General features: G+C 67.1%; 2 protein-coding genes. Both read right to left on the bottom strand.

The genetic code is table 11. The annotated features are described in order from the left end of the window. Window positions 1–220 precede the first annotated feature (220 nt). Window positions 221–706, bottom strand: coding sequence for a hypothetical protein (locus EOD07_RS35500; RefSeq protein WP_245470621.1), 486 nt, complete (start codon window positions 704–706; stop codon window positions 221–223). A gap of 65 nt (window positions 707–771) precedes the next feature. After that, a partial coding sequence (locus EOD07_RS35495) for a VOC family protein (protein ID WP_164772903.1) occupies window positions 772–1,050 on the bottom strand: 279 nt, incomplete at its 5' end.

The following is a 1,050-nucleotide window of genomic DNA, read 5'->3' as shown; positions in this document are numbered from 1 at the left end:
CCCCACGCCCCCCCGCCGCCCGCCACAGCCCGACCAGCCTGATCCTCCAGGCGGACAAGGCGCTCTACGCTGCCAAGGCGGGCGGACGCGACGCCACGCGGCTGGCCGAGCCGGACGTCGGCTTCCAGCCAATTCCGATTCCACGCAAGGCGTGAAAAGCTAGAGCGTTCCAAAGCACGGCGGGGAATGCGCCAAAACGCGCCTGCGCATGCGCTCTGGCTCAATCCGCCTCGCCGCCTGAACCCTTGCCGCACTCCGCCAGCACCTTGCCGATTGCGGCGCCTGCGCCTTTCAGCGGAAAGCTCATCCTGCCATATTTGTCGGCGGAAACCGCCACCTCGCCCTTGCCGCGCAAGAGCGCCAGCAGCGGATCGGAAGGGCCGGAGAGGTCTGCCGTGAAGTAATTGTACATCGCCTCCAGCACGAGCCTTTTGGTCACGCTCTTGCCTGCGGCCTTGAAGGTGAAGGAGCCCTTGGTGCCGGGCTCGAGCTGCCCGCCCGCGGTACCCAGATCGTAGCTCAGCACCGGCCTATCGAAGCAGGCCAGTATCAGATGCGCATCGCCCTTCGGTCCGCCGCAGACCGACGCCGTCAGCACGCTGCCGCCTTCGTCCTCCTCCATCTGGGCGGACCAGGCGCAGGGCGCGGCATGGGCGGGCAGGGTCGTGAGCAGTGCTACAATGAGTGTCGGCAATGCGGCTTTCATGATGTCCCCCTGTGCCAGGGGGATTATACAAGGATTGGCGGCAGGCGGCGAGTGGCTGAGCGCGCTCACCTGCTCTCGGCCGGCTCGAACAGTTCCACCAGATTGCCGGAAGGATCGACCAGCAGGATCTGCGAGCCGCCCGGTCCCGTCACGATTTCATTGCGGAAGCTGAGGCCTGCCGCCCGCAGCCGGGCAACCTCCGCCGCAATATCCTCGACGATCAGGTGAATGCGGTTCCAGCCCCCTGGGCCCGGCCGCTCGCCATCGGGCATCGGCCTGCCCGCCGAACTGGTCGGACCGCTAAGCAGCAGCCGAAGTGCTCCTCGCGTGACGTCCGCGAAGGC

Source organism: Mesorhizobium sp. M2C.T.Ca.TU.002.02.1.1 (assembly GCF_003997225.1).
This window is presented reverse-complemented; position numbering and strand designations above follow the sequence as displayed.